Annotated in this window: 33 protein-coding genes and 1 pseudogene; 30 read left to right on the forward strand and 4 right to left on the reverse strand. The window is 55.2% G+C overall.

Going from position 1 to position 20,779, the window contains the following annotated elements:
* Positions 1-12: 12 nt before the first annotated feature.
* Positions 13-2,322, reverse strand: coding sequence for a Tex family protein (locus ACTG2W_RS14090; RefSeq protein ID WP_421309177.1), 2,310 nt, complete (start codon positions 2,320-2,322; stop codon positions 13-15).
* A gap of 191 nt (positions 2,323-2,513) precedes the next feature.
* Positions 2,514-2,987: a transcription elongation factor GreB gene (greB, locus tag ACTG2W_RS14095; protein WP_005340627.1), complete on the reverse strand. Its 474-nt coding sequence runs from the start codon at positions 2,985-2,987 to the stop codon at positions 2,514-2,516.
* A gap of 249 nt (positions 2,988-3,236) precedes the next feature.
* Here greB and ompR point away from each other — a divergent pair, with 249 nt between their 5' ends.
* Both ompR and envZ read left to right on the forward strand, forming a co-directional pair.
* Positions 3,237-3,959, forward strand: coding sequence for an osmolarity response regulator transcription factor OmpR (ompR, locus tag ACTG2W_RS14100; RefSeq protein WP_005340625.1), 723 nt, complete (start codon positions 3,237-3,239; stop codon positions 3,957-3,959).
* Entirely contained in the window at positions 3,956-5,266 is a 1,311-nt protein-coding gene (envZ, locus tag ACTG2W_RS14105) for a two-component system sensor histidine kinase EnvZ (RefSeq protein ID WP_064339174.1), read from the forward strand. Before ompR ends, envZ begins: the two co-directional genes overlap by 4 nt.
* Before the next feature lie 37 nt (positions 5,267-5,303).
* Here the strand turns inward: envZ and ACTG2W_RS14110 are convergent, their stop codons facing one another.
* Positions 5,304-6,218, reverse strand: a complete 915-nt coding sequence (locus ACTG2W_RS14110) for a DMT family transporter (protein WP_106844201.1) — start codon at positions 6,216-6,218, stop codon at positions 5,304-5,306.
* A 356-nt stretch (positions 6,219-6,574) separates the two neighbouring features.
* Here ACTG2W_RS14110 and rpsJ point away from each other — a divergent pair, with 356 nt between their 5' ends.
* The 28 genes from rpsJ (at position 6,575) to rplQ (ending at position 20,198) form a co-directional block, all read left to right on the forward strand.
* Positions 6,575-6,886: a 30S ribosomal protein S10 gene (gene rpsJ / locus ACTG2W_RS14115; RefSeq protein ID WP_005307944.1), complete on the forward strand. Its 312-nt coding sequence runs from the start codon at positions 6,575-6,577 to the stop codon at positions 6,884-6,886.
* 22 nt (positions 6,887-6,908) lie between these two features.
* Complete coding sequence (rplC, locus tag ACTG2W_RS14120; protein ID WP_005340620.1) at positions 6,909-7,541, forward strand: 50S ribosomal protein L3; 633 nt, start codon at positions 6,909-6,911, stop codon at positions 7,539-7,541.
* A gap of 17 nt (positions 7,542-7,558) precedes the next feature.
* Complete coding sequence (gene rplD / locus ACTG2W_RS14125) at positions 7,559-8,164, forward strand: 50S ribosomal protein L4 (protein WP_005340616.1); 606 nt, start codon at positions 7,559-7,561, stop codon at positions 8,162-8,164.
* A complete protein-coding gene (gene rplW, locus ACTG2W_RS14130; RefSeq protein WP_005307955.1) occupies positions 8,161-8,463 on the forward strand; it encodes a 50S ribosomal protein L23 in 303 nt (100 codons plus the stop codon). The genes rplD and rplW overlap by 4 nt, the downstream gene beginning before the upstream one ends.
* A 15-nt stretch (positions 8,464-8,478) precedes the next feature.
* On the forward strand, positions 8,479-9,300 hold the full coding sequence (gene rplB / locus ACTG2W_RS14135) for a 50S ribosomal protein L2 (RefSeq protein WP_005340614.1): 822 nt from the start codon (positions 8,479-8,481) through the stop codon (positions 9,298-9,300).
* A 22-nt stretch (positions 9,301-9,322) separates the two neighbouring features.
* A complete protein-coding gene (gene rpsS, locus ACTG2W_RS14140) occupies positions 9,323-9,601 on the forward strand; it encodes a 30S ribosomal protein S19 (RefSeq protein WP_005307960.1) in 279 nt (92 codons plus the stop codon).
* A gap of 10 nt (positions 9,602-9,611) precedes the next feature.
* Complete coding sequence (gene rplV, locus ACTG2W_RS14145) at positions 9,612-9,956, forward strand: 50S ribosomal protein L22 (protein WP_005319741.1); 345 nt, start codon at positions 9,612-9,614, stop codon at positions 9,954-9,956.
* 3 nt (positions 9,957-9,959) lie between these two features.
* Positions 9,960-10,673, forward strand: a complete 714-nt coding sequence (gene rpsC, locus ACTG2W_RS14150; protein WP_005307962.1) for a 30S ribosomal protein S3 — start codon at positions 9,960-9,962, stop codon at positions 10,671-10,673.
* 13 nt (positions 10,674-10,686) lie between these two features.
* Entirely contained in the window at positions 10,687-11,100 is a 414-nt protein-coding gene (gene rplP / locus ACTG2W_RS14155; RefSeq protein WP_005340612.1) for a 50S ribosomal protein L16, read from the forward strand.
* Positions 11,100-11,291 carry a 50S ribosomal protein L29 gene (gene rpmC / locus ACTG2W_RS14160; protein ID WP_005307965.1) on the forward strand — a complete coding sequence of 64 codons (192 nt, stop codon included), beginning with the start codon at positions 11,100-11,102 and terminating at the stop codon, positions 11,289-11,291. Before rplP ends, rpmC begins: the two co-directional genes overlap by 1 nt.
* On the forward strand, positions 11,291-11,539 hold the full coding sequence (rpsQ, locus tag ACTG2W_RS14165; protein ID WP_005307966.1) for a 30S ribosomal protein S17: 249 nt from the start codon (positions 11,291-11,293) through the stop codon (positions 11,537-11,539). The genes rpmC and rpsQ overlap by 1 nt, the downstream gene beginning before the upstream one ends.
* Before the next feature lie 147 nt (positions 11,540-11,686).
* Complete coding sequence (gene rplN, locus ACTG2W_RS14170) at positions 11,687-12,055, forward strand: 50S ribosomal protein L14 (RefSeq protein ID WP_005307975.1); 369 nt, start codon at positions 11,687-11,689, stop codon at positions 12,053-12,055.
* 11 nt (positions 12,056-12,066) lie between these two features.
* The gene (gene rplX / locus ACTG2W_RS14175) at positions 12,067-12,384 is read left to right on the forward strand and encodes a 50S ribosomal protein L24 (protein WP_005307977.1); all 318 of its coding nucleotides are present in this window, start codon (positions 12,067-12,069) and stop codon (positions 12,382-12,384) included.
* Between the two features lie 13 nt (positions 12,385-12,397).
* Positions 12,398-12,937: a 50S ribosomal protein L5 gene (rplE, locus tag ACTG2W_RS14180; protein ID WP_005331162.1), complete on the forward strand. Its 540-nt coding sequence runs from the start codon at positions 12,398-12,400 to the stop codon at positions 12,935-12,937.
* Positions 12,938-12,947: 10 nt separating this feature from the next.
* Positions 12,948-13,253 (forward strand): 30S ribosomal protein S14, encoded by a 306-nt coding sequence (gene rpsN, locus ACTG2W_RS14185; RefSeq protein ID WP_005340609.1) that lies wholly within the window; start codon positions 12,948-12,950, stop codon positions 13,251-13,253.
* Positions 13,254-13,274: 21 nt separating this feature from the next.
* Positions 13,275-13,667: a 30S ribosomal protein S8 gene (gene rpsH, locus ACTG2W_RS14190; protein WP_005307980.1), complete on the forward strand. Its 393-nt coding sequence runs from the start codon at positions 13,275-13,277 to the stop codon at positions 13,665-13,667.
* A 13-nt stretch (positions 13,668-13,680) separates the two neighbouring features.
* Complete coding sequence (rplF, locus tag ACTG2W_RS14195) at positions 13,681-14,214, forward strand: 50S ribosomal protein L6 (protein ID WP_005340607.1); 534 nt, start codon at positions 13,681-13,683, stop codon at positions 14,212-14,214.
* A 9-nt stretch (positions 14,215-14,223) separates the two neighbouring features.
* Positions 14,224-14,577, forward strand: coding sequence for a 50S ribosomal protein L18 (gene rplR / locus ACTG2W_RS14200; protein ID WP_005340606.1), 354 nt, complete (start codon positions 14,224-14,226; stop codon positions 14,575-14,577).
* Between the two features lie 14 nt (positions 14,578-14,591).
* A complete protein-coding gene (rpsE, locus tag ACTG2W_RS14205; RefSeq protein ID WP_005340605.1) occupies positions 14,592-15,092 on the forward strand; it encodes a 30S ribosomal protein S5 in 501 nt (166 codons plus the stop codon).
* A gap of 6 nt (positions 15,093-15,098) precedes the next feature.
* Entirely contained in the window at positions 15,099-15,278 is a 180-nt protein-coding gene (rpmD, locus tag ACTG2W_RS14210) for a 50S ribosomal protein L30 (RefSeq protein WP_005307985.1), read from the forward strand.
* A 2-nt stretch (positions 15,279-15,280) separates the two neighbouring features.
* Positions 15,281-15,718 (forward strand): 50S ribosomal protein L15, encoded by a 438-nt coding sequence (gene rplO, locus ACTG2W_RS14215; protein WP_005340604.1) that lies wholly within the window; start codon positions 15,281-15,283, stop codon positions 15,716-15,718.
* An 8-nt stretch (positions 15,719-15,726) separates the two neighbouring features.
* Positions 15,727-17,055, forward strand: a complete 1,329-nt coding sequence (secY, locus tag ACTG2W_RS14220) for a preprotein translocase subunit SecY (RefSeq protein ID WP_005340602.1) — start codon at positions 15,727-15,729, stop codon at positions 17,053-17,055.
* Positions 17,056-17,082: 27 nt separating this feature from the next.
* Positions 17,083-17,196 (forward strand): 50S ribosomal protein L36, encoded by a 114-nt coding sequence (rpmJ, locus tag ACTG2W_RS14225; RefSeq protein WP_005319705.1) that lies wholly within the window; start codon positions 17,083-17,085, stop codon positions 17,194-17,196.
* Between the two features lie 139 nt (positions 17,197-17,335).
* The gene (rpsM, locus tag ACTG2W_RS14230) at positions 17,336-17,692 is read left to right on the forward strand and encodes a 30S ribosomal protein S13 (protein ID WP_005307991.1); all 357 of its coding nucleotides are present in this window, start codon (positions 17,336-17,338) and stop codon (positions 17,690-17,692) included.
* Between the two features lie 14 nt (positions 17,693-17,706).
* Positions 17,707-18,096, forward strand: coding sequence for a 30S ribosomal protein S11 (rpsK, locus tag ACTG2W_RS14235; protein ID WP_005307993.1), 390 nt, complete (start codon positions 17,707-17,709; stop codon positions 18,094-18,096).
* Positions 18,097-18,135: 39 nt separating this feature from the next.
* Positions 18,136-18,756 (forward strand): 30S ribosomal protein S4, encoded by a 621-nt coding sequence (gene rpsD, locus ACTG2W_RS14240; protein ID WP_005340600.1) that lies wholly within the window; start codon positions 18,136-18,138, stop codon positions 18,754-18,756.
* A gap of 25 nt (positions 18,757-18,781) precedes the next feature.
* On the forward strand, positions 18,782-19,771 hold the full coding sequence (locus ACTG2W_RS14245; protein ID WP_005307997.1) for a DNA-directed RNA polymerase subunit alpha: 990 nt from the start codon (positions 18,782-18,784) through the stop codon (positions 19,769-19,771).
* 43 nt (positions 19,772-19,814) lie between these two features.
* Complete coding sequence (rplQ, locus tag ACTG2W_RS14250; RefSeq protein WP_005307999.1) at positions 19,815-20,198, forward strand: 50S ribosomal protein L17; 384 nt, start codon at positions 19,815-19,817, stop codon at positions 20,196-20,198.
* 407 nt (positions 20,199-20,605) lie between these two features.
* On the opposite strand, the pseudogene ACTG2W_RS14255 reads toward rplQ, so the two are convergent.
* Positions 20,606-20,736 (reverse strand): annotated as a pseudogene (locus ACTG2W_RS14255) (gamma carbonic anhydrase family protein); the annotation flags it as partial.
* Between the last annotated feature and the right edge of the window lie 43 nt (positions 20,737-20,779).

Below are 20,779 nucleotides of genomic sequence, written 5' to 3' on the forward strand. Positions count from 1 at the left end.
TGGAAGGTGTCGTTACTTTTTCGCTTTGGAGAGCGCTGCCGCGAAGGCGTTGCCCATGGCACCACCCATAGGGGGGCTTTGGCGCGGCTCATTTCTTGGTTTGGTGTTGCCAGCACTGCTGTTGCGCGCTTCAGCCGGCTTGCGGGCAGCTTGTCCCGCTTTCTCGTCGAGACGCATGGTCAGGCTGATCCGCTTGCGCGGGGCGTCCACCTCCAGCACCTTGACCCGCACAATGTCGCCGGCCTTGACCACCTCACGGGGATCCTTGACGAAACGGTCGGTCAGGGAGGAGATGTGCACCAGACCGTCCTGATGAACACCGATATCGACGAAGGCGCCGAAGTTGGTGACGTTGGTGACCACCCCTTCCAGCACCATCTCGGGCACCAGGTCGCTGATCTGCTCCACCCCTTCCTTGAAGGTTGCGGTTTTGAACTCGGGGCGCGGGTCGCGGCCCGGCTTGTCCAGTTCTCCGATGATGTCGGTGATGGTAGGTACGCCGAATTGCTCATCGGTGTAATCGGCCGGTTTCAGGCTGCGCAGCAGGCTGCTGTTGCCGAGCAGGCTCTCCACTGTCTGCTCCAGCTTGGCGAGGATCCGCTCCACCACCGGATAGGACTCCGGGTGCACCGCCGAGCTGTCGAGGGGATTGCTGCCGCCGCGAATGCGCAGGAAGCCGGCGCACTGTTCGAAGGCTTTGGGGCCGAGTCGGCTCACTTTCAGCAACTGCTGACGGCTCTTGAAAGCGCCGTGCTCATCCCGGTAGGCGACGATGTTCTGGGCCAACGTCTGGGAGAGGCCGGAAACCCGGTTGAGCAGGGCGACCGAGGCGGTGTTCACATCGACCCCGACCGCGTTCACGCAATCCTCGACCACGGCATCCAGCCGGCGGGCCAGCTGGCTCTGGCCGACGTCGTGCTGATACTGGCCGACCCCGATACTCTTGGGATCGATTTTGACCAGTTCAGCCAGCGGGTCTTGCAGGCGGCGGGCGATGGAGACGGCGCCACGGATCGAGACGTCGAGATCCGGGAACTCCTGAGAGGCGAGTTCGGAAGCGGAGTAGACAGAGGCTCCTGCTTCGCTCACCACTATCTTCTGCGCCTTGGCGGCGGGGTAGCGCTCGAACAGGTCGCTGACCAGCCGGTCGGTCTCCCGCGAAGCGGTACCGTTGCCGATGCTGATGAGCTCGACCTTGTGTTTCTGACACAGCTCGCTCAGGGTCTTGAGGCTCTGATCAATCTGGCGTTTTGGTTCGAACGGATAGATGGTGGCGTGATCGACCAGTTTGCCGGTGGCATCCACCACGGCAACCTTGACCCCGGTACGGATGCCCGGATCCAGCCCCATGGTGCAGCGCATGCCCGCCGGGGCCGCCATCAGCAGATCCTTGAGGTTCATGGCGAACACCTTGATCGCCTCCTCCTCTGCCGATTCGCGGATACGGCCGATCAGCTCGGTCTCCATCTGAAGCGACAACTTGATCTTCCAGGTCCAGCTCACCACCCCTTGCAGCCATTTGTCGGCCGGGCGGTTCTGCAGATTGAGCTTGAGGTGGTGGGCAATGATCCCTTCGCAGGGGCTGGCACTCTCATCGTCACCGGTTACCAGCGCCAGATTGAGGATCCCTTCATTGCGGCCGCGTAGCATGGCCAGCACCCGGTGGGAGGGGGCCTTGTGCAGGGGTTCGTCGTGTTCGAAATAGTCCTTGAACTTGGCTCCTTCCTGCTCCTTGCCTGCTACCACGCGGGCGCGCAGGGTGGCATTTTGCCACAGGTAGTCGCGCAGCTTCTCCAGCAGGTCGGCCTGCTCGGCGAAGCGCTCCATCAGGATATAGCGGGCGCCGTCGAGGGCAGCCTTGCTGTCGGCAATGCCCTGTTCGGGATTGAGGAAGGTGGCTGCAGCTTGCTCGGGATCCTGCATCGGGTCGCTGAGCAGCAGGTTGGCAAGCGGCTCCAACCCGGCTTCGATCGCCATCTGCCCCTTGGTGCGGCGTTTGGGCTTGTAGGGGAGGTAGAGGTCTTCCAGCCGGGTCTTGCTGTCGGCGCCGTTCAACTCGCGGGCCAACTCGGGGGTCAGCTTGCCCTGCTCTTCGATGGAGCGAATGATCACCTGACGGCGATCTTCCAGTTCACGCAGATAGCCGAGGCGGCTCTCCAGAGTACGCAGCTGGCTATCGTCCAGACCGCCAGTCACCTCTTTACGGTAACGGGCGATAAAGGGAACGGTCGAGCCTTCATCCAGCAGGCGCACTGCGGCCTGCACCTGCTCCGGGCGAGCATTGAGCTCACCGGCAATCTGTCTCTCTATGGTTTGCATCATGATGTTGTTGAGGGCCTCTGTGGTCGAGTCCGCGCCATCAGGCGCCAAGTGTGAGCACTATATGGGGTCGTGTTGCGGGATGCCACCCTGCGCCGGGGTCTGCACCAGTCAGACTGATAAAGTCGCAGGGGAGGGCGTTTATCTTGCCATTGCACCTGTGACTCAGGATGTGCCTGTGGCAAGTAGTCCGGCTATTTGGGGTAGCTGATCTCGTTGATATACCAGCAGACGTCACCAACTGGCGTACGGACGATGGCCTCATCCCCGACCTCTTTCTTGAGCAGGGCGCGGGCCATGGGGGAGTCGATGGAGATGTAATCCTTGCGCTCGAAGATCTCGTCATAGCCGACGATGCGAAAGCGCTTGGTCTCGCCCTCATCGTTTTCCACCTCGACCCAGGCGCCGAAGAAGACCTTGCCCTCCTGCGCGGGGGCATAGTCGACGATCCCCAGCTCTTCGAGGCATTTGCGCAGGTAGCGCACCCGCCGGTCGATCTCCCGCAGCCGCTTCTTGTTGTACTGGTAGTCGGCATTTTCGCTGCGATCCCCCAGGCTGGCGGCCCATGCCACCTTCCTGGTGACCTCGGGGCGCTCCTGACGCCAGAGGAAATCGAGCTCTTCTTTCAGCTTGTTGTAGCCTTCGCGGGTGATCAGCTTTGTCTTCATGGTGATGCGGACCTGGTCAAAGAGGGGTATTCATCGCTAACTGCTCGGGAATATTAGCTTTTGTCCTCTTGCTGTCGAGGGAAATCGTGATGGCTCGGCTGGCGCCATTCAGGGAGTAGCTGGCCAGCGCAGTGACTTGATGGCCGTCACGCTCTCGGGATGGGTAATAACCGGTAACATATTTGTGCTTTGCTCCCGCTATATCCCCCCCTAGTATTGGGGGCAGCTAAAGAATGAAGAGGCAAAGCAATGAGTCAGCAGCAATACAAGGTCCTGGTCGTGGACGATGACCTGAAATTACGTTCCCTGTTGGAGCGCTATCTCACCGAGCAGGGATTCGTAGTGCGCGGCGTGGCCAATGGAGAGCAGGCCGATCGCTTGTTGACTCGTGAAAACTTCAGCCTGATGGTGCTCGACCTGATGTTGCCGGGGGAAGATGGACTCTCCATCTGCCGCCGTCTGCGGGAAGCGGGCAACCAGATCCCGGTGCTGATGCTCACTGCCAAGGGGGATGAAGTGGATCGCATCGTCGGGCTCGAGATGGGGGCCGATGACTATCTGCCCAAGCCGTTTAATCCCCGCGAACTGCTGGCGCGGATCCGTGCCGTGCTGCGCCGCCATACCGTCGAGCTGCCGGGGGCTCCCTCGGCTGCAGAGAAGGTGGTCAACTTCGGTGCCTTCCAGCTCAATCTCGCGACCCGCGAGCTGAGCCGAGATGGCGAGCCGATGGCGCTCACCAGCGGTGAATTTGCGGTGCTCAAGGTGCTGGTCAGCCATCCGCGCGAGCCGCTCTCCCGCGACAAGCTGATGAATCTGGCCCGTGGCCGCGAATACACCGCCACCGAGCGCAGCATCGACGTGCAGGTCTCTCGCCTGCGCCGCCTGCTGGAACAGGATCCGGCCCAGCCCCGCTACCTGCAGACCGTTTGGGGTCTGGGGTATGTGTTCGTGCCAGATGGTGACGGTGCATGAAAAAAGTCGGCAGCATGTTTTCCCGCATGCTCTGGTTTCTGGCCGCCGTCCTGGTGGTCTATCAAGCGGTCTCCTACGTCACCTTCTACAACTATCTGCTGGCGCCGACCGTCAAGCAGATCAGTCACTTGCTGGCCAATCAGGTCAAGCTGATCTTTCCGGTCAACACCGAACAACTGGCGCTGAGTGAAGATGCCGAGGCGCTGGTCTATGTGACGACCGGTACCGACATCTATACCCAGAGCGAGGCGGTGCAGCATGGCTTCAACGAGGCCAAGCCGTACCCCTATCTGGAGGAGAACATCAGCCGCGAGCTGGGTGGCCCGGCCAAGGTGCGGGTCGAGATCCAGGATCACTACATCATCTGGATCCAGCCGCCGCAGGCCAGCAAAATATGGGTGCGGATCCCGCTGACCGAGATCGAAGATGACGATATCGAACCCCTCATCATCTATCTGAGCGTGCTGCTGGTGATCACCCTGTTTGCGGCCTGGCGCTTTGCCCGGCAGTTGGTGCGCCCGCTCGAGGATCTCGAAGCTGGCGCTGTTGCGGTGGCCAGAGGCCATTTCCCCGAGGCGCTGGGGGAGCTGGGTTCACGAGAAGTAAGGCGACTGACCCGCACCTTCAACCATATGTCGCACTCCATCAAGAGCCTGATCGAAGAGCGTAACCTGATGATGGCGGGGGTTTCCCACGATCTGCGTACCCCGCTGACCCGCATCCGGCTGGCGACCGAGATGATGTCCTCCGGTGACGAGTACCTCAAGGAGAGCATCAACGCCGACATCGATGAGTCCAATGCCATCATCGATCAGTTCATCGATTACATCCGCCCGGATGAAGGCCAGGATCTGGAGCCGATCGACCTGACCCAGCTGGTGCACGATACCTTGCTGATCTACTCGGAGCAGGGGCTGGAGGTCGATCTGGCGCTGCCGCAAGAGGCGGTGCGGGTGGCCTGCAATCCGGTCAGTATCCGGCGGGTGTTGAACAACCTCTCAAGCAACTCGCAGCGTTATGGGGCGAGCCGCTTGTATGCCGAGTTGAAGGACGATGGACACTGGGTGCGCCTGCGCCTCTCCGATGATGGCCCCGGCATTCCGGAGCAGGACTATTCCCGGGTGCTCAAGCCGTTTACTCAGGGGAATGTGGCGCGGACTGTTGGCGGCAGTGGCTTGGGGTTGGCCATCGTGGCCAAGATAGTCGCCCAGCACCACGGCACTATCCGGTTGGGAAGCTCGGATCTCGGCGGCTTGCTGGTCGAGATGCGGCTGCCGAAACATCAGCCACAGGAGTGGATGGATTGAGAGAAGGTCGTATCCGTGGATACGCCCTTCTGCATGGTCAGCTCTTGGTTTCGACTGATGCTCGATAGCGTTTGCCGTACTTGAGCTGCTGGATCAACAGGGCGGCAACGATGAGCGCCAACCCGATTGGGGTGGCTGGATGGATGGCTTCGCCGATCAACAGGTTGAGCAGCACCAGTGAGGCAAACGGCGAGATAAAGATGAGGTTGCTGATGGGGGCCGTGTTGGTGGCATGGCGCAGCGCCATCAGCCAGAGCACGAAACCGAAGCCCATTTCGAACAGTCCCACATAGATGGCACCAGCCCATCCCTGCCAGGCGGTCATGGCAAAATCGGAGAGCAACCAGGTTGCCACGACGATAAAAGGCAGGCTGATCATAAAGCCGAGCAACAGGCTGACGATGGGATCGCCCTGATTGCGGGTGTTGAGGATCCAGTAGCTGGCCCAGATGAGGGTCGAGACCAGCGCCAGCGTCACGCCGAGGGGGCTGTCGAACTGGAGGCCGAATACATCCCCTCTGGTGGCGATCACCAGTGCGCCAAAATACCCCAGCACGATAGCGACGCCATCGCGCCGACGCAGCTTCTGGCCGAGGAAGGGGACGGCCAGCAGACTGAGGGTAATGGCCCAGGTGTAGTTGAGGGTCTGTGCCTGCTGGGCAGGCAGCAGATCATAGGCTTTGAACAGCAACAGGTAATAGAGAAAGGGGTTCAGCACGCCCAGAGTCAGGTAGTAGAAAGGGCGGGCTTTGATGTAGCTCCTCAGCAGCGGCAGTTTGCCCTGTTTGGCGACGACGGCTGTCAGCGTGAGAGTCGAGGTGAAGGCGGCCACAAGCAACAGTTGCACAGGTTCGAAATAGGCGAGGGAGATCTTGAAGGCTGTGGCGACCGTCGACCAGAGGGCAACGGCGCAAAGGCCATACTGATAGGCTTTCTTTTGATCTTTGAGCATGGGATGTCGTTCCACTGACAGAGGCAAGCGCACAGTCTACCAGTCTGCTTGTAACATTGTCGTTACCTTGGTGTTGGCAGCAGAGTGTGTTGCCGCAGGCGAGATCCATCTGTCACATAAAACTGCGCATAATCTGTTCGCTCTCCCTTGCGCAAATTTGAAAAATCCGTATAATCCCCTCCGCTTACCCATGAGGTAAGCCAGACGATATGTCTGCTGCTGAGTTTCCTGTTTACAGGAGCCAGCCATACAGTCCTCCCGATATGGGGGGAAACGTGAAAAATCACACCTCTGGCGGGAAAAATCTCGGTCGGGCGGTGTTGATTTATGTTCTTTTATCTATTGGAGCTCTGTCAATGCAGAACCAAAGAATCCGTATCCGCCTGAAGGCTTTTGATCATCGCCTGATTGATCAATCCACTGCGGAAATCGTTGAAACTGCTAAGCGCACTGGCGCGCAGGTTCGCGGTCCTATTCCGCTGCCGACTCGCAAAGAGCGCTTCACCGTCCTGATCTCCCCGCACGTCAACAAAGATGCGCGTGATCAGTACGAGATCCGCACTCACAAGCGTCTGGTAGACATCGTTGAGCCGACTGACAAGACCGTAGACGCCCTGATGCGTCTGGATCTGGCAGCTGGTGTAGACGTCCAGATCAGCCTGGGTTAATTACGGAAAGAGGTTGATAACAATGACAATCGGTCTTGTAGGTCGCAAAGTGGGTATGACTCGCATCTTCACTGAAGATGGCGTTTCTATCCCGGTGACTGTTATCGAAGTTGAAGCTAACCGTGTAACTCAGGTCAAATCTGTAGAAACCGACGGCTACAACGCTATTCAGGTTACCACTGGCGCCAAAAAAGCCAGCCGTGTGACCAAGCCGGAAGCTGGCCACTTCGCCAAAGCTGGTGTAGAAGCCGGTCGCGGTCTGTGGGAATTCCGCCTGAACAACGGTGAAACTTTCACTGTTGGTAGCGAGCTGAAAGTAGATCTTCTCGCTGACGTTAAGCTGGTAGACGTTACCGGCACATCCAAAGGTAAGGGCTTTGCTGGTACTGTTAAGCGCCACAACTTCCGCACCCAGGATATGACCCACGGTAACTCCTTGTCTCACCGTGTTCCGGGTTCTATCGGTCAGAACCAGACTCCGGGTCGTGTATTCAAGGGCAAAAAGATGGCTGGTCACATGGGTGCTGAGCGTGTAACGACTCAGAACCTGGAACTGGTTCGTGTTGACGCTGAACGCAACCTGCTGCTCATCAAAGGTGCAGTACCGGGTGCAACCAACGGCAACGTGATCGTCAAACCTGCCGTCAAAGCGTAACGTCTGAGGAGATAGTAATGGAATTGGTAATGAAAGACGCCAAGAGCGCTCTTGAAGTTTCCGAGACTACCTTCGGGCGCGAATTCAACGAAGCTCTGGTTCACCAGGTCGTCGTTGCATATGCCGCTGGTGCCCGTCAGGGTACTCGTGCGCAGCTGACTCGCTCTGAAGTGTCTGGTGGCGGCAAAAAGCCGTGGCGTCAGAAGGGTACTGGTCGTGCCCGTGCTGGCTCCATCCGTTCGCCCATCTGGCGTTCCGGTGGTGTGACTTTTGCTGCTAAGCCGCAAGATCACAGCCAGAAAGTAAACAAGAAGATGTACCGCGGCGCTATCCGTAGCATTCTGTCCGAGCTGGTACGTCAAGAGCGCCTGATCGTTGTTGAGAAGTTCGGCATCGAAGCTCCGAAGACCAAAGAACTGATCGCCAAGCTGAAAGAAATGGAACTGACTGACGTTCTGATCGTGACTGCTGAAGTCGATGAGAACCTGTTCCTGGCTGCTCGCAACCTGTACAAAGTTGACGTGCGTGACGTTGCCGGTATCGACCCGGTCAGCCTGATCGCTTTCGACAAGGTTCTGATGACTGCTGACGCAGTTAAGCAAATCGAGGAGATGCTGGCATGATCCGTGAAGAGCGTCTGCTGAAAGTTCTGAAGGCTCCGCACATCTCTGAAAAGAGCACCATGGTTGCAGAAAAGCAGAACACTATCGTGTTCAAAGTTGCTGTTGATGCTACCAAGGCGGAAGTCAAAGCTGCAGTTGCGAAACTGTTCGAGGTCGAAGTTGAGACCGTCCGTACCCTGAACATGAAGGGTAAGACCAAGCGCGCAGGTGCACGCGTAGGCCGTCGTTCCGATTGGAAAAAGGCTTATGTGACCCTGAAAGCTGGTCAGGACATCGACTTCATGGGCGCAGCCGAGTAAGAGGAGTTCTCAAAAATGGCAATCGTTAAGTGCAAGCCTACTTCTCCGGGCCGCCGCCACGTCGTCAAGATCGTCAATCAAGAGCTGTACAAGGGCAAGCCCTTCGCCGCTCTGCTGGACAGCAAAAGCAAGTCCGGTGGTCGTAACAACAACGGCCGTATCACTACCCGTCATATCGGTGGTGGTCACAAGCAGCACTACCGTATCGTCGACTTCAAGCGCGACAAAGACGGTATCCCGGCTAAAGTAGAGCGCCTGGAATACGATCCGAACCGTACCGCTAACATCGCTCTGGTGTTGTATGCAGACGGTGAGCGTCGTTACATCCTGGCTCCGAAAGGCCTGAAAGCTGGTGACGCGATCGCTTCTGGTGCTGATGCAGCCATCAAGGTAGGTAACGCCCTGCCGATGCGCAACATCCCGGTTGGTTCTACCGTTCACGCTGTAGAGATGAAGCCTGGTAAAGGTGCCCAGCTGGCTCGTTCCGCTGGTACTTTCATCCAGATCCTGGCTCGTGAAGGTAACTATGTAACTCTGCGTCTGCGTTCCGGCGAAGTACGTAAAGTTCTGGCCGAGTGCCGCGCTACCATCGGTGAAGTCGGTAACTCCGAGCACATGTTGCGTCAACTGGGTAAAGCCGGTGCAAACCGCTGGCGTGGTATTCGTCCGACCGTTCGCGGTATGGCGATGAACCCGGTTGACCACCCGCACGGTGGTGGTGAGGGTCGTAACAAGGGCATGCAGCCTGTGTCCCCATGGGGCCAGAAGGCTAAAGGCTTCAAGACCCGTAAGAACAAGCGTACCGACAAGTACATCGTACGTCGTCGTAACAAGTAATTGTTAACATAGAGGAATCACCATGCCACGTTCTCTCAAGAAGGGTCCATTTATTGACCTGCACTTGCTGAAGAAGGTAGAGAAAGCGGTGGAAAGCGGGGATAAAAAGCCGGTTAAAACCTGGTCCCGTCGTTCAATGATCATCCCGAACATGATCGGTTTGACCATCGCTGTCCATAATGGTCGTCAGCACGTTCCGGTTTTCGTTACCGAAGAAATGATCGGTCACAAACTGGGTGAATTCGCACCGACTCGTACTTATCGCGGCCATGCTGCTGATAAGAAGGCTAAGAAGCGCTAAGGGATAAATGATGGAAGCTATCGCTAAACACCGTTATGCCCGTACTTCTGCCCAGAAAGCTCGTCTGGTAGCCGATCAAGTACGTGGTCTGTCCGTAGACAAGGCTCTGAATATCCTGACCTTCAGCCCGAAAAAGGCTGCAGTGCTGGTTAAGAAAGTGCTGGAATCTGCCATTGCAAACGCTGAGCACAACGAAGGCGCCGATATCGACGCGCTGCGTGTTGCTACTATCATGGTCGACGAAGGTCCCTCCATGAAGCGCATCCGTCCGCGTGCCAAAGGTCGTGCGGATCGTATCCTCAAGCGTACCGCTCACATCACTGTAGTGGTATCCGACGCTAAGGCTGGGAGATAAGCAATGGGTCAGAAAGTACATCCTAATGGCATTCGCCTGGGTATTACCAAGCCTTGGAATTCTACCTGGTTCGCGAACACCAAAGACTTCGCTGACAACCTGTACAGCGATTTTCAAGTACGCCAGTTCCTGACCAAGGAACTGAAAAACGCGTCCTTGTCCAAGATCACCATTGAGCGTCCGGCCAAGAGCATTCGTGTGACCATTCACACCGCTCGTCCGGGTGTTGTAATCGGTAAGAAAGGCGAAGACGTTGAGAAGCTGCGCAAAGCTGTAGCCACTATTGCTGGCGTGCCTGCTCAGATCAACATTTCCGAAGTCCGCAAGCCGGAGCTGGATGGCAAACTCGTTGCCGACAGCATCACTTCCCAGCTGGAGCGTCGTGTAATGTTCCGTCGTGCTATGAAGCGCGCCGTACAGAACGCAATGCGCCTGGGTGCCAAGGGCATCAAAGTGGAAGTTTCCGGTCGTCTGGGCGGCGCTGAAATCGCGCGTACCGAATGGTACCGTGAAGGTCGTGTGCCGTTGCACACCCTGCGTGCCGACATCGACTACGCAACTTCTGAAGCCCACACCACTTACGGTGTGATCGGCGTTAAAGTTTGGATCTTCAAGGGCGAAGTTCTGGGCGGTCTGGCTGCTGTTAACGCTGCCGCTGCTCAAGAGCAAGCTCCTGCAAAGCCCAAGCGTGACAACAAGCGCCGCGCTGCTAAGTAAGGAGATTCGGTAAATGTTGCAACCTAAGCGTACTAAATTCCGCAAGACCCACAAGGGTCGTAACCGCGGTCTGGCCACCTCTGGTAACGAAGTATCCTTCGGTACCTTTGGCCTGAAGGCGACATCCCGTGGTCAACTGACTGCTCGTCAAATCGAAGCAGCCCGTCGTGCCATGACCCGTCACGTTAAGCGTCAAGGTAAGATCTGGATCCGTGTGTTCCCGGACAAGCCCATCACCGAAAAGCCCCTCGAAGTTCGTATGGGTAAAGGTAAGGGTAACGTGGAATACTGGGTTTGCCCGATCCAGCCTGGCAAGGTTCTGTACGAGATGGACGGTGTACCTGAGGCTCTGGCGCGTGAAGCGTTTGCCCTGGCCGCAGCTAAGCTGTCTGTTCAGACCACTTTCGTAATTAAGACGGTGATGTGATGAAAGCCCAAGATCTGCGTCAAAAGAGCGTCGAAGAACTGAACCAGGAGCTGCTGGGCCTGCTGCGTGAGCAATTCAACATGCGCATGCAAGCGTCCACCGGCCAGCTGGCTCAGACTCACACTCTGAAACAAGTGCGTCGTGACGTCGCACGTATCAAGACTGTACTGACTGAGAAGGCAGGTGCGTAATGACTGACAAGATCCGTACTCTGCAAGGTCGTGTAATCAGCGACAAGATGGACAAGTCCATCACTGTTGCTATCGAGCGCAAGGTAAAGCACCCGATCTACGGTAAGATCATCAAGCGCACTACCAAGCTGCACGTGCATGACGAAAACAACGAGTGCAAAGCTGGCGACCTCGTGGAAATCCGCGAATGCCGCCCGCTGTCCAAGACCAAGTCCTGGACCCTGGTTGCCGTTGTAGAAAAGGCCTAATCGGTACTTTGTAGTCCAAGCGGCCCCTTTCAGGGGCCGTTTGTTTTTTAGGCTACCTTTTCTGAAAATCCTGTGTTATAGTTTCGCGCCTTTTGAAGGCAGCCAGATCCCATTAGGGATAAGAAGTAAACAAAGCGGAGCACTAAGATGATCCAGATGCAAAGTATGCTGGGTGTTGCCGACAACTCCGGCGCTCGCAGTGTAATGTGTATTAAGGTTCTGGGTGGCTCGCACCGCCGTTACGCCGGCATCGGCGACATCATCAAGGTTTCCATCAAGGAAGCCATTCCTCGCGGTAAAGTGAAGAAAGGTGATGTGTATAACGCGGTGGTCGTACGCACCCGTAAAGGCGTTCGTCGTCCGGACGGCTCTGTCATCCGTTTCGACAACAATGCGGCTGTGTTGCTTAACAACAACCAACAGCCAATCGGTACTCGTATTTTTGGCCCGGTGACCCGTGAACTGCGTAATGAGAAGTTCATGAAGATTGTGTCCCTGGCACCCGAAGTACTGTAAGGAGTCGAACGATGGCAGCTAAAATCCGTCGCGAAGACGAAGTGATTGTTCTTACCGGCAAAGACAAGGGCAAGCGTGGCAAAGTCACTCAAGTCCTGATTGCAAAAGGTAAGGTAATCGTGGAAGGCATCAACCAGGTGAAGAAACACCAGAAGCCGGTACCCGCACTGGGTCAGGCTGGCGGTATCGTCACCAAAGAAGCCCCCATCGATGTATCAAACGTAGCGCTGTTCAACTCTGCCACTGGCAAAGCTGACCGCGTTGGTTTCCGGATTGAAGACGGCAAAAAAGTCCGTTTCTTCAAATCCACCGGCGAACTTGTGAAGTAATTGGAGTTTAACGATGGCGAAACTGCATGATTACTACAAATCCGATGTAGTAAATGAACTGTCCAAGCAGTTCGGTTACAAGACTATCATGCAAGTCCCTCGGATCGAGAAAATCACCCTGAACATGGGTGTTGGTGAAGCGATCTCTGACAAGAAATTGCTGGAAAATGCTGCTGCCGATATGGCTGCCATTTCCGGTCAGAAGCCGCTGATCACCAAAGCTCGCAAATCTGTTGCGGGCTTCAAGATTCGTGAAGGCTACCCGATAGGTTGTAAAGTAACCCTGCGTGGCGAGCGTATGTGGGAGTTCCTGGAACGGCTGATCTGCATCTCCGTACCGCGTATCCGTGACTTCCGTGGCCTGAACGCTAAAGCGTTCGACGGTCGTGGTAACTACTCCATGGGCGTGCGTGAGCAGATCATCTTCCCGGAAATCGACTATGACAAAGTCGATCGCGTCCGTGGTCTGGATATCACCATCACCACTTCCGCGAATACCGATGAAGAAGGCCGTGCTCTGCTGGCTGCCTTTAACTTCCCATTCCGCAAGTAAGGTTAGGGTTATGGCTAAAACATCCATGAAAGCGCGCGAAGCAAAGCGTGCCAAGCTGGTAGCCAAGTACGCGACCAAGCGTGCCGAGCTGAAAGCTATCATCGTTGACATGAACGCTTCTGAAGAAGCGCGTTGGGATGCTGTACTGCAACTGCAACAGCTGCCCCGTGATTCCAGTCCGTCCCGCCAGCGTAACCGTTGCAATATTACTGGTCGTCCGCACGGTTTCCTGCGCAAGTTTGGCCTGTCTCGCATCAAGGTGCGTGAGCATGCCATGAAGGGCGAAATTCCGGGCCTGAAGAAGGCTTCTTGGTAACGAATCTCGGGAGTTAGACTTATGAGCATGCAAGATCCGATCGCGGATATGCTGACCCGCATCCGTAACGGTCAGGCGGCGAGCAAAGTTGCGGTTTCCATGCCTTCTTCCAAGCTGAAAGTGGCTATCGCCAAAGTGCTGAAAGAAGAAGGTTACATCGCTGGCTACTCCGTAGCTGGTGACGTGAAGCCGGAACTGGAAATTGAACTGAAATATTTCCAGGGCAAGCCAGTTGTAGAACTGATCCAACGCGTAAGCCGTCCAGGCCTGCGTATTTACAAGCGCACTACTGATCTGCCGAAAGTTATGGGCGGTCTCGGTGTTGCTATCGTGTCCACGTCTAAAGGTGTGATGACTGACCGTGCTGCTCGCAAAGCAAGCATGGGCGGTGAGATCATCTGCTACGTCGCTTAATAGGAGGTAGGAAATGTCTCGTGTTGCTAAGGCACCCGTCACTATTCCTGCTGGCGTAGAGGTGACTCTGAACGGCCAGGAACTGACCATCAAAGGTGGTAAAGGTTCTCTGGTTCGCTCTATTCACGCCGGTGTAGAAGTGACCAAAGAAGACAATGTACTGAAGTTCGCCCCGCGCGGCAGCATCGCTGGTGCTGACGCTCAGGCCGGTACTGCCCGTGCATTGGTCAACAACATGGTAATCGGTGTTACCCAAGGCTTCGAGCGCAAGCTGCAGCTGGTTGGTGTAGGTTATAAAGCCTCCATCAAGGGCAATGCTGTTGCGCTGGCTCTGGGCTTCTCTCACCCGGTAGAGCATGCGCTGCCGGCTGGTGTGACCGCTGAGTGCCCGACTGCTACAGAAATCGTTCTGCGTGGCGTCGACAAGCAGCTGGTTGGCCAAGTCGCCGCCGATATCCGTGCTTACCGCGCTCCGGAGCCCTACAAGGGCAAGGGTGTACGCTATGCCAACGAGCAAGTGCGTACTAAAGAAGCTAAGAAGAAGTAAGGTAACACTATGGACAAGAAAGCAGCTCGTCTCCGTCGTGCTACTCGTGCTCGGAAAAAGATGCAGGAACTGGGAGCTACCCGTCTGGTTGTTCACCGTACCCCGCGTCATATCTATGCGCAGGTTATTGCAGCCAACGGTTCCGAAGTTCTGGCCTCTGCTTCCACAGTAGAGAAAGCCATCAGTGAAGCTCTGAAATACACCGGTAACGCAGATGCTGCTACCGCTGTAGGTAAGGCTATCGCTGAGCGTGCTATTGCCAAAGGCGTTCAGAACGTATCTTTCGATCGTTCCGGTTTCAAGTATCACGGTCGCATCGCTGCCCTGGCAGCTGCCGCACGTGACGCTGGTCTTCAGTTCTAAGCTAGGAGTCGAAGATGGCTAAAGTCGAATCTCAAGCCGGCGAACTGCAAGAAAAGCTCATTGCAGTAAACCGTGTTTCGAAAACTGTTAAAGGTGGTCGTATCATGTCCTTCACCGCGTTGACCGTGGTGGGTGATGGTAACGGCCGTGTAGGTTACGGTTACGGTAAAGCCCGTGAAGTTCCGGCTGCTATTCAAAAAGCAATGGAACAGGCTAAGCGTAACCTGAACAAGGTTGAGCTGAACAACGGCACTCTGCACCACCCGGTGCGTGGTGTTCACTCTGGCTCCACCGTGTTCATGAAGCCGGCCTCCCAAGGTACTGGTATCATTGCAGGCGGCGCTATGCGTGCTGTTCTGGAAGTTGCCGGTATCCACAACGTGCTGGCCAAGACCTACGGTTCCACCAACCCAATCAACGTTGTTCGCGCTACTGTAGACGCTCTGGTTCACGGTCAATCACCGGAACAGATCGCTGCCAAGCGTGGTCTGCGCGTTGAAGAAATTCTGGGGTAATGCGACATGGCTAACACTGTAAAAGTAACTCAAACTCGCAGCTCTATCGGCCGTCTGCCAAAGCACAAGGCGACTCTGCGTGGTCTGGGTCTGCGTCGCATTGGTCACACCGTTGAGCTGGAAGATACTCCTTGCGTACGCGGCATGATCAACCAGGTTTATTACATGGTTAAGGTGGAGGGCTAAGCATGCGTCTGAACACTCTGTCTCCGGCCGCTGGTTCCAAGCCTGAAAAACAACGTCGTGGTCGTGGTATCGGCTCCGGCCTGGGCAAGACTGGTGGTCGTGGTGTTAAAGGCCAAACCTCTCGTTCCGGTGGCGGTAAAGTCCGCAACGGTTTCGAAGGTGGCCAGATGCCTTTGAAAATCCGTCTGCCGAAGTTCGGTTTCTTCTCTCGCAAATCTTTGGTTTCTGCCGAAGTGCGTCTGAACGAAATCGCCCTGGTAGAAGGTGATGTGGTCGACCTGAGCACTCTGAAGCAAGCCGGTGTTGTTACTAAGAACATCGTGTTCGCTAAAGTTGTTCTGTCAGGCAACATTGACCGTGCTGTGACCGTTCGTGGTCTGTCCGTCACCAAAGGTGCACGCGCAGCCATCGAGGCCGCTGGCGGTAAAATCGAGGAATAATCAGTACAATGGCTAAGAAACCAGGATTGGATGTTAAAGCACAGGGTGGTCTGAGTGAACTGAAGAGCCGTCTGCTCTTCGTTCTCGGGGCGATTATCGTTTTCCGTGCAGGCTCTTATGTGCCGATTCCTGGTATTGACGCCGCCGTACTGGCCGAGTTGTTCCAGCAACAGAAGGGCACCATCATTGAGATGTTCAATATGTTCAGTGGTGGTGCACTCTCGCGTGCTTCTATTCTTGCGTTGGGGATCATGCCGTACATTTCGGCGTCGATCATTATCCAGCTGCTGACAGTGGTTCACCCCGCTCTTGCTGAACTCAAGAAAGAAGGTGAATCCGGCCGTCGCAAGATTAGCCAATATACCCGTTGGGGCACGCTGGTTTTGGGAACTTTCCAGGCCATTGGTATTGCAACCGGTCTGCCGAATATGATGCATGGACTCGTGACTAATCCGGGTTTGGGCTTCTATTTCACAGCGGTTGTGAGTCTGGTCACCGGTACCATGTTTTTGATGTGGTTGGGTGAGCAGATTACCGAGCGTGGGATTGGTAATGGTATCTCGTTGATTATTTTCACAGGTATCGTTGCTGGTCTGCCGCATGCCATTGGCGCTACGGCCGAACAGGCACGTCAAGGGGAATTGCACATCCTGCTGTTGTTGTTGCTGGGCTTGATTGTTTTCGCAGTGACTTACTTTGTGGTGTTCGTGGAGCGTGGTCAGCGTCGTATCGTCGTTAACTATGCCAAGCGTCAACAAGGCCGCCAGGTATTTGCCGCGCAAAGCACACACCTGCCGTTGAAAGTGAATATGGCTGGTGTGATTCCTGCGATTTTCGCATCCAGTATCATCCTCTTCCCGGGGACCATTACCTCTTGGTTTGGTCAGGGTGAGGGTAAAGTGGCTGATATCCTGCAACAGGTCTCTATGGTCCTGCAGCCGGGTCAACCGCTTTACGAGATGCTGTATGCAGCAGCCATTATCTTCTTCTGCTTCTTCTATACCGCGCTGGTGTTCAACCCCCGCGAGACAGCAGATAATCTGAAGAAGAGTGGAGCCTTTATCCCGGGGATTCGCCCGGGCGAGCAGACAGCACGTTACATCGATAAGGTTATGACTCGCCTGACATTGGCAGGTGCGCTCTATATAACCTTTATCTGTCTGGTACCCCAGTTCTTGATGACTGCCTGGAACGTACAGTTCTACTTCGGTGGCACTTCGCTGCTGATTATTGTGGTAGTTATCATGGACTTCATGGCTCAGGTACAAACCCATATGATGTCTCATCAATATGGTGACGTCCTGAGGAAGGCCAACCTGAAGGGCTACGGCCGCTAAAGGTCGGCGTAGTTACGGAGTTAAGCAATGAAAGTTCGTGCTTCCGTTAAGGCAATCTGCCGTAACTGCAAAATCATCAAGCGTCACGGTGTGGTGCGTGTGATTTGCAGCGAGCCAAAGCATAAACAGCGCCAAGGCTAATTTTTTACGGTTAGTACTTGCAACAAATAGTTGTGCTGGCTAATATAGCCAGCCAACTTTTGTTGTGTATTGGTTGACCGCCACGTATCCGCTCACGGGCTTTGTGGTGGTCGTAATCTACTATATGTAGGAGTGAATAGTGGCCCGTATCGCTGGCATTAACATTCCTGACCATAAGCATGCAGTCATCGCTTTGACTGCTATTTATGGCGTCGGTCGTACCCGCTCCAAGGCCATCTGTGCCGCAGCCGGTATCGCTGAGAATGTGAAAATTAAAGACCTGGACGAAGCTCAGATCGAGAGTCTGCGTGAACAAGTAGGTAAATTCACCGTTGAAGGTGACCTGCGTCGTCAGATTTCCATGAACATCAAGCGATTGATGGATCTGGGTTGCTACCGTGGTTTGCGTCACCGTCGTAGCCTGCCTGTTCGTGGTCAACGTACCAAGACCAACGCTCGTACCCGTAAGGGTCCGCGCAAGGCTATCAAGAAGTAACGGGAAGGTAGAAAATGGCTAAAACTCCGACTCGTGCTCGCAAGCGCGTTAAAAAGCAAGTGAGCGACGGTATTGCGCACGTTCATGCATCTTTCAACAACACAATCGTGACCATTACTGACCGTCAGGGCAATGCTCTGTCTTGGGCTACTTCTGGTGGTTCCGGTTTCCGTGGTTCTCGTAAGTCCACCCCGTTCGCTGCTCAGGTAGCTGCCGAGCGCGCTGGTGAGATGGCCAAAGAATATGGCGTCAAGAACCTGGAAGTCATGGTCAAAGGTCCGGGTCCCGGTCGTGAGTCTTCCATCCGCGCCCTGAACGCGGCTGGTTTCCGCATCACTAACATTACTGATGTGACTCCGATCCCGCACAACGGTTGTCGTCCTCCCAAGAAGCGCCGCGTATAACGCTGTAGCTACTTGGTCTAGGATTGTTGGAGAAAGAAGATGGCAAGATATATCGGTCCTAAGCTTAAGCTTAGCCGTCGTGAGGGCACCGACCTCTTCCTGAAGTCAGGTGTTCGTGCGATTGATTCTAAGTGCAAGATTGACACTGCCCCTGGTCAGCACGGTGCGCGTAAAGCGCGTCTGTCCGACTACGGTGTTCAGCTGCGCGAGAAACAAAAAGTTCGTCGTATCTACGGCGTATTGGAAAAACAGTTCCGCAACTACTACCGCGACGCTGCCCGTCAAAAGGGTAACACCGGTGAAAACCTGTTGCAGCTGCTGGAAGGTCGTTTGGACAACGTTGTTTACCGTATGGGCTTCGGCGCTACCCGTGCTGAATCTCGTCAGCTGGTGAGCCACAAGGCCATCATGGTTAACGGTCGCGTTGTGAACATTCCTTCTTTCCAGGTTTCCCCTGAGGACGTGATCTGCGTTCGTGAGAAGGCTAAGAAGCAAGCGCGTATCAAAGCTTCCCTGGAAGTTGCTGGTCAGCGTGAGAAGCCGACTTGGGTAGAGGTTGACGCCGCTAAAATGGAAGGTGCTTTCAAGCGTCTGCCAGAGCGTTCCGACCTGTCTGCCGACATTAACGAACAGCTGATCGTCGAGCTTTACTCCAAGTAAAGCTAGCTTCTAAAGAGAGGACACAATGCTGGGTTCTGTAACAGATTTTCTTAAACCGCGGCTAGTTGACATCGAGCAAGTTAGCCCGACTCATGCGAAAGTGACTCTTGAGCCACTCGAGCGTGGCTTTGGTCACACGCTGGGCAACGCCCTGCGTCGTATTTTGCTGTCATCTATGCCCGGTTGTGCAGTTACTGAAGTCGAAATTGACGGGGTACTGCATGAGTACAGCAGCAAAGAAGGTGTACAGGAAGACATTCTTGAAATCCTGCTCAACCTGAAAGGTATCGCTGTGAAGCTGGAAGGCAAGGACGAGGTAACTCTGTCCCTGACCAAGTCTGGAACAGGCCCCGTTACCGCTGGTGATATCACTCACGGTGATGAAGTCGAGATCGTAAACCCGGAGCACGTAATCTGCCATCTGACTGGTGCCAATGCTGAAATCAGCATGCGCCTGAAAGTTCAGCGCGGTCGTGGTTATGTGCCTGCTTCTGCTCGTGTTCACAACGATGACGAAGAGCGTCCTATTGGTCGCCTGCTGCTGGACTCCGCGTTCAGCCCCATCGTTCGTATTGCCTACAATGTTGAGGCAGCACGTGTGGAACAGCGTACCGACTTGGACAAGCTGGTCATCGACATGGAGACCAATGGTACCCTGGATCCTGAAGAAGCCATCCGTCGTTCTGCCACTATCTTGGCCGAGCAACTGGAAGCCTTCGTGGATCTGCGCGATGTCAGCGTGCCCGAGAAGAAAGAAGAGAAACCCGAGTTTGATCCGATTCTGCTACGTCCTGTCGATGATTTGGAGCTGACAGTTCGTTCTGCGAACTGTCTGAAGGCAGAAGCTATCCACTATATTGGTGATCTGGTACAGCGTACCGAAGTTGAGTTGCTTAAGACTCCTAACCTCGGTAAGAAGTCCCTGACTGAGATCAAGGACGTGTTGGCCTCCCGTGGTCTGTCTCTTGGCATGCGCCTTGAGAACTGGCCGCCCGCCAGCATCGCTGACGAGTAATCCAGATTACGGGTTTCACAGATTTAGTTAGAAGGATAAGGTCATGCGCCATCGTTTGAGTGGTCGTCAACTGAACCGGAACAGCAGCCATCGTCAGGCAATGTTCCGCAACATGGCCAGCTCCCTGGTTCGTCATGAGATCATCAAGACGACTCTGCCTAAGGCAAAAGAGCTGCGTCGTGTAGTTGAACCGCTGATCACCCTTGCCAAGACTGATAGCGTTGCTAATCGTCGCCTGGCATTTGCCCGTACTCGCGATAACGCGATCGTGGCTAAGCTGTTCAATGAACTGGGCCCGCGCTACCTGGAGCGCGCCGGCGGTTATACTCGCATTCTGAAATGCGGTTTCCGTGCAGGCGACAACGCCCCTATGGCTTATATTGAGCTGGTAGACCGCCCGGCCGCTGCTGAAGCAGCTGCTGAGTGATAAAGAAAAAGCCGGGCTTGTCCCGGCTTTTCTTTTAATCCATTCTGATACTGCCTCAACTGCCTCAACTGCCTCAACTGCCTCAACTGCCTCAACTGCCTCAACTGCCTCAACTGCCTCAACTGCCTCAACTGCCTCAACTGCCTCAACTGCCTCAACTGCCTCAACTGCCTCAACTGCCTCAACTGCCTCAACTGCCTCAACTGCCTCAACTGCCTCAACTGCCTCAACTGCCTCAACTGCCTCAACTGCCTCAACTGCCTCAACTGCCTCAACTGCCTCAACTGCCTCAACTGCCTCAACTGCCTCAACTGCCTCAACTCATTATTCAACTTCTTCTATATAGGAAGTAAGAGTTGTTCCTGAACTTGGCGAAATGGTGAATTGTCTGTTCATTTCATCCGAACATCGCTGGCCAGCTGGATATCTCCCACTAGGTTGCGCAGGGATCTACATATACCCGTTTGCCCTATTGCGGGTGTTTTCCCTTGTAGGGTCTCAGCCGCAAGTCCATCTTGGCCTCCTTGTTTTCGGCCATTCTAGCAATCCGGAACCGGTTTCTGTGGATAAGTTTGTATAAA

Source organism: Aeromonas sp. 96A (assembly GCF_051919165.1).
In the GTDB taxonomy this organism is placed as follows: domain Bacteria; phylum Pseudomonadota; class Gammaproteobacteria; order Enterobacterales; family Aeromonadaceae; genus Aeromonas; species Aeromonas veronii.